Source organism: Cupriavidus sp. 291-E7 (genome assembly GCF_057798835.1).
The window spans coordinates 202,624-209,787 of record NZ_JBYOJV010000012.1; the positions used below are offsets into that span (position 1 = coordinate 202,624).

Here is a 7,164-nt window from a genome sequence, read left to right on the forward strand (position 1 = left end):
GACGTCCCTCACGCGGGCTTTCTTTTGATCCCGCCTCGGCTATGTATTGTCTGCGCTCTCGATACCGCACCGCCTTATCACTGCGACGCCGATCAACTTAGTGCTTGGCGGCGACTAGCTGGCAGCTTCCCAATCGAAGTCTGTCGGCTGGTCCCCCCTGCGGCGACGCTCTTGTATTAAGCCGTCCTTATCGAGGATATGAAAGTTTTCGCAGGTTCGAACGCCGCATCGCTCTAGCCCGACAATCTCTCCGGTCGCATCCTGCTTCCCGACTCTAAGCGAGAGAAAAATGAGAGAGCGTTTCCGAACATGGCTGAGTGCCATCCTGGCAGTTTCGGCTGTCACTATGCTTCCGGTAAATCATGCGTCCGCTGCGCAAGGCGATGCCGAGGATCTGCGGGAAATTGCCCGAGAGGCCTACATCTATTTCTATCCACTGGTGGTGATGGATGTCACACGCAAGCAGCTCGTCAACCTGGACCCCAAGGTCAGCCCGTTCGGCGGCCCGGCCAACTCATTCAGGCACGTTCGTGCGTTCCCCACCGCCGACATGCGCAGCGTGGTTCGGCCAAACTTCGACACCTTGTATTCCTCGGCGTGGCTTGACCTGAGCAAGGGGCCAATCGTGCTGTCGACGGCCGATACCGGCGGCCGCTATTACATGCTGCCGATTATGGACATGTGGTCGGACGTCTTCGCAGTGCCCGGCAAGCGTACCAATGGCACTCAGGCCGCTGACTTCGCCATCGTGCCACCGGGCTGGCGCGGCACGCTGCCCAAGGGTGTCTGGCGAATCGATTCGCCCACCACGTTCGCGTGGATCATCGGCAGAACGCAGACCAACAGCCCGACCGACTACGCCGCCGTCCACAAGATACAGGACGGATTCCGCCTGACGCCGCTGGCGAGCTGGGGAAAGACGCCGCCGAAACTGGAGCAGCGCATTGATCCGTCCGTGGACACCCGGACCGAGCCGCTTCGACAGGTCGGCGGCATGCCCGCTACGCAGTACTTTCAGTACGCCGCGGAGTTGATGAAGGCGAACCCGCCGCACGAGACCGACTGGTCGATCGTCGCCCGCATGCGACGCATAGGTCTGGAGCCAGGCAAGGCGTTTGATACCACGAAAGTCAGTAACGATGTCCTCGCTCAAGCTATGGCGGAAGGCCAGCGAATGATGCGCGAAAAGCGAGATTCGATTGCCCGGGTTGCCAACGGCTGGTCGATGAATACAGACACGATGGGCGTCTACGGCAACTACTACTTGAAACGCGCCATCATCGCGCAAGTTGGTCTGGGTGCGAATCAGGTGGAAGACGCGATATATCCGCTGAATGTCAGCGATGCCAGCGGCAAGCCTGTCACCGCCGACAAGCGCTACGTGATGCATTTCAGCAAGGAGGAACTGCCGCCGGTGGACGCATTCTGGTCGCTCACCATGTACGACGCGGAAGGCTTCCAGGTTGCAAATGCCCTCAACCGATTCGCAATCGGTGACCGCGATGCGTTGAAGTACAACGCTGACGGTTCGCTGGATCTCTACATACAGAGCGATGACCCTGGGTCGGGTAAGACGTCGAATTGGCTGCCCGCTCCGAAATCCGGCAAACTCGGACTGACGCTACGCCTGTATGCACCCAAGCCTCAGGTCATTACGGGCCAGTGGAATCCACCGCCGGTGAAAGCCGTCGAATAGTGCGCTGGGCATGAGGGGCGAACAAGCGCCCCTCCCATCTTGCCGACGCCAGTATTCGTCTGCATCAGGACGAGTGGGATACGAGGCACGCCGTACCATTGCTCACCCCGCATGGGAGACGAACCAATGTGCGTGAACTATGCCCCAGTCCAGCGACAAGTTCTGCGTGACATATTTGGCGTTGAGCCACCGCCCGGCGAGTGGAAGGCAGAGGCGTGGCCGGACTATGCCGCGCCAATCATCCGCTCCACCCCAGATGGTGGCCGCGAGGCGGTTCTCGGCTCATTCAGCATGGTTCCAAAGCGGACGATTCCGCCTGGTGTGCGGTACTACCCCACAGCCAATGCGCGGATGGAGACCATCGGGAAGCTGAGTTCATTCGCCAAGTACTGGAAGGCTGGTCAGCTGTGCCTGATACCTGCGACGGGGTTCTTCGAGCCGAACTGGGAGACAGGCAAGGCGGTGCGTTGGCGCATCGGACTACCAGGGGGCGAGCCGTTTGCCATCGCCGGCCTGTGGCGCGAGTGGCCAGACGGCGCTACGTCGTTCACGATGCCAACGCTCAATGCCGACGCACACCCGCTGATGCGACGTTTTCACAAACCAGGTGACGAAAAGCGCGGCATCGTGGTTTTGCCGCGCGAGGATTGGGACGATTGGCTGGAATGTCGCAACTCGGAGTTGGCGCGCAGCATCCTGCGGCTATATCCGAGCGACGCGATGGTCGCGGAAGCGGCGCCAGTCCCGCCAGCCAAAACCGCTGCGCAGGCTGGCGACGGCTGATCTAGGCATTGATCCTGAGATAGGGAAAACACTCGCCAACCGTTACTGGGTCTGGCTTTACGGCGTTAAGTGCCGTTGAATGGTGTGGAGTGTAGAAGTTGCGGTTACTCAACAAAAAGATTAGTTGGTGCGCGGGAGGGGACTCGCTCCTCTTGCTAAATCAACGCCATAGGCAGGTTCGACGGCACCCGCTACGCCATCAACCACGCCGCGGAGCCGCCGGACCCCTACGACGACCCCGCCGGCTGGAAATTTCCCACTCCGTGACCGCCGACCTGGACGAACTCGCAGCCTGGGCCAGCGGCTTTCTACAGCAGCTCAAGCCCGGCCAACGCCGCAAGCTAATGCGCGCCGTGGCGACCGAGCTACGCCGTCGCCAGTCCGCCCGCATCGCTGAGCAACGCAACCCGGACGGCACGGCCTACGAGCCGCGCAAGCCACGCCTACGGGCGAAGGCCGGCCGCGTCAGGCGAATGATGTTTGCCAAGCTGCGGACGACGAGGTTCTTGAAGGTGCAGGCGGGGCCGGACAGCGCGGTAGTGGAGTTCGCCGGCGGCGTCCGGCGGATAGCGGCGGTTCACCAGTTTGGGCTGCGGGATCGGGTGAATCGGGGCGGGATGGAGGTGGAGTATGCGCGGCGGGAGTTGTTGGGATTTGGGGAGGGGGATGTAAGGCGGTTGGTGGATGTCTCGCTAAGCTGGACCGGCGACAAGTAAGTATGGCGCCGTACACTCAACATGCAGTCCTTCCTGCGGAGCAGCGACTCGAAGCCAGGTCCATGAGGATTGAGTGCGCAGGGGGGCTGTGTAGATGACACGCCGAAAGAAAATTGGAGCACCTTGACTGACTGCTTCATCGGCCATTAGAATGCTCTCACACTCGGACGCATGGGCGGTTTCAGCTTCGGCTGATTCAGTATCAATTTACTTGGTGCTTGGGGTTCGATTCCCCTCTGGGTAAAGCACATTGCTGGCAGTGTGCTTTACCCAGATTATTTGTTCATTTCGTCAACAGCTTTGGGTCTATCGCATCTATTTGCGCTTTCAAGTGTGAATCCACTTTCGCATATTTGATGTTAGCGCAAGCCAAAAGCTGCTCGACTGTCAATCCGCGCGCCCCTCGCAGATCTGCGCGCTCAAAATCACAACCCTCCATCACGGCATCGAAGAACTCGCAGTCTTCGAAGACGGTCGCTCTAAATCGCGCATTCTGCAATTTAGCTTTATTAAAGCTTGAGCTTTTGATTTTTGCACTCGTCATCTGCGCCCCACAAAAATCAAGATATTTGAAATTACAATCATTGATTGCAACTGTGTTGAATGATGATCTTTGAGCTTGCACACCTTTAAAATCGCATTTCGAAAAGCTCGACCCGTCGAAATTTGAGGCCGTTAAATCCGAACCCATCACTCGACAATCGGACAATTCTATTTTCTTTAGCTTAGTGTTAATAAGCGACACCTTAGATAAGTCCAAGGAGAACACCTTCATTTCCTGCAACCTTCTGATGTTGCCGGCATTTCTAAATGCAGCATCCTCAGAATAGAAAAATCTACAGTCATCAATATTCTCTTTGTAGCGCCGAATCTTATCCCTATTCTCATACCCATTAAATACCACCATCAAAATAATGGTGAATATAAAGAAATCTATCACGCTATTATAAAAGTTCGTGATGATGCCAGAATAAAATGAATCTTGCCCCCACAAAGAATATTCAAAATACAAAGGCAATTCTTGATAAAGAACTGTCGCGACCACCACCGCGACAATTAACAACAGAAAAATCTTCAAAAGCAGCGACAATCTTTCCATATAATAAATATTAGTTCTACCATCCGTATCAAATCCACACCTAGCTTGGTGCACCCCCAAAGATATTTAAGACTCTTCTGTCATACTATCTTCACCTCTTTATTTGGCCCTGATTCCACGAAGAATCACACCGTTTGCAAAAAACTAGAATACCCATATCGCGAAGTCGATGGTCAACTCACGACTAATATTCGCTCGCACACCCACCGACTCAACTTTTCCTTCACGGAAAATCTACGGCCATCGAGCGACTGAGAATGACCCCTCCTTAGCTGGGTTGCCCCAACGCGAAAGATGTACCCCCTCCCTGAGCGGCAAAGCTAACGATTGAATTCGCCTTGTTTCATTACCGCTGTCTGCCTCATTTCCAAACTAAGCACAAACAAAGCGCTTACTTGACTTCGTATAGAACGCCCTTGTTGTTCGCCTGACGCGCACAACAGCCACCAAATGACCTCCCCGCGCGCCTGAGGCACGCTGGCGGTCATGCCTTCCGCCGAACTCCTCCGCCTTCTTGAGAACCTACTGCGCCTCGGCACCGTCGCCGACGTGCAGCACGCCAAGCCGCCCCGTGTCCGCGTCAAGACCGGCGGCATCACCACCGACTGGCTCCCTTGGATCGAGCGCCGCGCCGGTCAGACGCGCACCTGGTGCCCGCCGAGCATCGGCGAGCAGGTATTGCTCCTCTGCCCCAGCGGTGAACTGCGCAATGGTGTGATCCTGTGCGGCATCCCGTCCGACGGCATCGACACACCGAGCCATAGCCCGACCGAAACGGTAACGCAGTACCCGGACGGCGCCACGACGATCTACAACCACGCCAACGGCACCCTATCGATCACAGGCATCCGGAAGGTCATCGTCGAAGCCGCGACCAGCGTGCTGGTCAAGTGTCCCGACACCACATTCGACGGCGACGTTACCGTGAGGGGGCTGTTCTCTTACCAGAACGGCATCGCCGGCCGGGGTGGCGATCACGGCAACACCATCTCAGGCGACTTCGTCCACCGGGGCGGCAAGCTGTCCTCCAACGACGTGGTGCTCGACACCCACCAACACGGCGGCGTGCGGCGTGGCGGCGATTCGACGGACGGCCCGAAATGACCTACCTCGGCCTGAACAGCCTCACCGGCCGCGCCATCACCGGCTTCGCGCACATCCTTCAATCGATCCGCGACATCCTGACCACGCCTATTGGCTCGCGCGTGATGCGCCGCCGCTATGGTTCTGAAGTACCCATGCTCATTGACCAGCCGCTGAACCCCATCACGCGGCTGCGCGTCATGTCGGCGTCCGTGGCCGCCGTCGTCCGGTGGGAACCCCGGGTGCGGGTCCATGCCGCCTCGTTTGGTATCGATGCCAAAGGCAGGATGACCGTCGAGATCGATGCCGACCGGGTCGATGGGGCGCGCGCCAGCGGACCCGACAGGTTCTCCATCCCACTGCAGGAACCCCGGCAATGACCACCCCGATCGATTTGTCCCGCCCCCCCCTCCGCTCGTGGTCGAACCTATCGACTTTGAGGCCATCGTCGACGAGCGGAAAGCGCGCTATGTGAGCTACTTCCCCACTCACCAGCAGAACGCCGTAGCGCGCACGCTGGAACTGGAATCCGAGCCCGTAGTAAAGCTGATCCAGGAGAACGCATACGGTGAGGTCGTGCTGCGCCAACGGGTATTCCCCCCGTAAAGTAAGCGTCGCGGGAAGTAGAATTTTCTATCAGCGGTACCTTAGGAAATTTGCATGAAGACCTCCCGATTCACGGACAGCCAGATCATCGCCATCTTGAAGCAGGCCGAAGCCGGCACACCGGTTCCGGAGCTATGCCGGGAGCACGGCATGAGCAACGCTAGCTTTTACAAATGGCGGGCCAAATATGGCGGCATGGATGCGGCGCTGATGACACGGATGAAGGAATTGGAAGCCGAGAACGCCCGCCTCAAGAAGATGTATGCCGAGGAACGCCTGAAGGCCGATGTCCTGAAGGAAGCCATCGAAAAAAAGTGGTAAGGCCATCTCACCGACGTGAGATGGCCATGCGTGCCGTGCGAGAACGCGCCCTGACGGTCAAGACGGCCTGCGCTGCCTTTGGCGTGAGCGAGACGTGCTATCGGTATCAGGCCAAGAGCTCGACGGAGAATGACGTCATCGCCGATTGGCTGGTCAAGCTGACCCACAACCAGCGCAACTGGGGGTTCGGTCTGTGCTTCCTGTACCTGCGCAACGTCAAAGGCTTTGGCTGGAATCACAAACGCGTCTATCGTATCTACCGGCAGTTGGAGTTGAACCTGCGCATCAAGCCCCGCAAGCGGCTGGTGCGTGAGCAGCCCGAACCGTTGGCGGTGCCATTGACGTTGAATGAAAGCTGGTCGATGGACTTCATGCACGACCAGTTGGCCGACGGCCGCAGCATTCGGCTGTTCAATGTCATCGACGACTTCAACCGGGAAGGCCTGTGCATCGACGTGGACTTCTCGCTGCCATCACCGCGAGTGATCCGCGCTCTGGATCAGGTCATCGAGTGGCGAGGGCCGCCGCAGGCGATTCGGTGTGACAACGGCCCGGAGTATGTCAGCGAAGCATTGAAGAACTGGGCCCGCAAGCGGGGAATCAGGTTGCAGTTCATCCAGCCAGGCAAGCCTCAACAGAACGCCTATATCGAGCGGTACAACCGGACTGTGCGGTATGACTGGCTGGCGCATTACCTGTTCGAGACCGTCGCCGAAGTCCAGGACTACGCGACAAAATGGCTATGGTCTTACAATCACGAACGCCCCAATATGGCGCTCGGTGGCATTACCCCGAAACAACGATCGGCCATCATGGCCTAGCCTCTACTTCCAGCGACCGCTAGAAATGGGGGGAATACC

8 protein-coding genes are annotated in these 7,164 nt (G+C 57.9%); 7 read left to right on the forward strand and 1 reads right to left on the reverse strand.

Annotation, left to right across the window (positions count from 1 at the left end):
• Nucleotides 1-346 precede the first annotated feature (346 nt).
• The 3 genes from AC3FLX_RS21700 to AC3FLX_RS21710 all read left to right on the forward strand — a co-directional run bounded on the left by AC3FLX_RS21700 (nt 347) and on the right by AC3FLX_RS21710 (nt 3,195).
• A complete protein-coding gene (locus AC3FLX_RS21700) occupies nt 347-1,696 on the forward strand; it encodes a DUF1254 domain-containing protein (RefSeq protein WP_488699377.1) in 1,350 nt (449 codons plus the stop codon).
• 126 nt (nt 1,697-1,822) lie between these two features.
• Nucleotides 1,823-2,479 (forward strand): SOS response-associated peptidase, encoded by a 657-nt coding sequence (locus AC3FLX_RS21705; protein ID WP_488699378.1) that lies wholly within the window; start codon nt 1,823-1,825, stop codon nt 2,477-2,479.
• Nucleotides 2,480-2,742: 263 nt separating this feature from the next.
• A complete protein-coding gene (locus AC3FLX_RS21710) occupies nt 2,743-3,195 on the forward strand; it encodes a phage virion morphogenesis protein (protein WP_488699379.1) in 453 nt (150 codons plus the stop codon).
• A gap of 283 nt (nt 3,196-3,478) precedes the next feature.
• Here the strand turns inward: AC3FLX_RS21710 and AC3FLX_RS21715 are convergent, their stop codons facing one another.
• Nucleotides 3,479-4,294, reverse strand: coding sequence for a pentapeptide repeat-containing protein (locus AC3FLX_RS21715; RefSeq protein WP_488699380.1), 816 nt, complete (start codon nt 4,292-4,294; stop codon nt 3,479-3,481).
• A gap of 486 nt (nt 4,295-4,780) precedes the next feature.
• Between AC3FLX_RS21715 and AC3FLX_RS21720 the strand changes: the two genes are divergently transcribed.
• From AC3FLX_RS21720 to AC3FLX_RS21735, 4 genes are all read left to right on the forward strand, one after another.
• Nucleotides 4,781-5,398 carry a phage baseplate assembly protein V gene (locus AC3FLX_RS21720; RefSeq protein WP_488699381.1) on the forward strand — a complete coding sequence of 206 codons (618 nt, stop codon included), beginning with the start codon at nt 4,781-4,783 and terminating at the stop codon, nt 5,396-5,398.
• Nucleotides 5,395-5,757: a GPW/gp25 family protein gene (locus tag AC3FLX_RS21725; RefSeq protein ID WP_488699382.1), complete on the forward strand. Its 363-nt coding sequence runs from the start codon at nt 5,395-5,397 to the stop codon at nt 5,755-5,757. Before AC3FLX_RS21720 ends, AC3FLX_RS21725 begins: the two co-directional genes overlap by 4 nt.
• A gap of 37 nt (nt 5,758-5,794) precedes the next feature.
• Nucleotides 5,795-5,983: a hypothetical protein gene (locus AC3FLX_RS21730; RefSeq protein ID WP_488699383.1), complete on the forward strand. Its 189-nt coding sequence runs from the start codon at nt 5,795-5,797 to the stop codon at nt 5,981-5,983.
• Nucleotides 5,984-6,037: 54 nt separating this feature from the next.
• Nucleotides 6,038-7,125 (forward strand): IS3 family transposase gene (locus AC3FLX_RS21735; RefSeq protein ID WP_488696234.1). Its coding sequence is split into 2 segments (ribosomal slippage): nt 6,038-6,290 and nt 6,290-7,125, totalling 1,089 coding nucleotides; the frame shifts between segments, so codons are not numbered across the junction.
• The last annotated feature ends 39 nt before the right edge of the window (nt 7,126-7,164 follow it).

Bases quoted from the DNA above. Each gene is read 5' to 3' on its own strand.
- AC3FLX_RS21705 (WP_488699378.1), top strand. From the start codon at position 1,823: ATGTGCGTGAACTATGCCCCAGTCCAGCGACAAGTTCTGCGTGACATA.
- AC3FLX_RS21720 (WP_488699381.1), top strand. From the start codon at position 4,781: ATGCCTTCCGCCGAACTCCTCCGCCTTCTTGAGAACCTACTGCGCCTC.
- AC3FLX_RS21725 (WP_488699382.1), top strand. From the start codon at position 5,395: ATGACCTACCTCGGCCTGAACAGCCTCACCGGCCGCGCCATCACCGGC.
- AC3FLX_RS21715 (WP_488699380.1), bottom strand. From the start codon at position 4,294: ATGGAAAGATTGTCGCTGCTTTTGAAGATTTTTCTGTTGTTAATTGTC.
- AC3FLX_RS21700 (WP_488699377.1), top strand. From the start codon at position 347: ATGCTTCCGGTAAATCATGCGTCCGCTGCGCAAGGCGATGCCGAGGAT.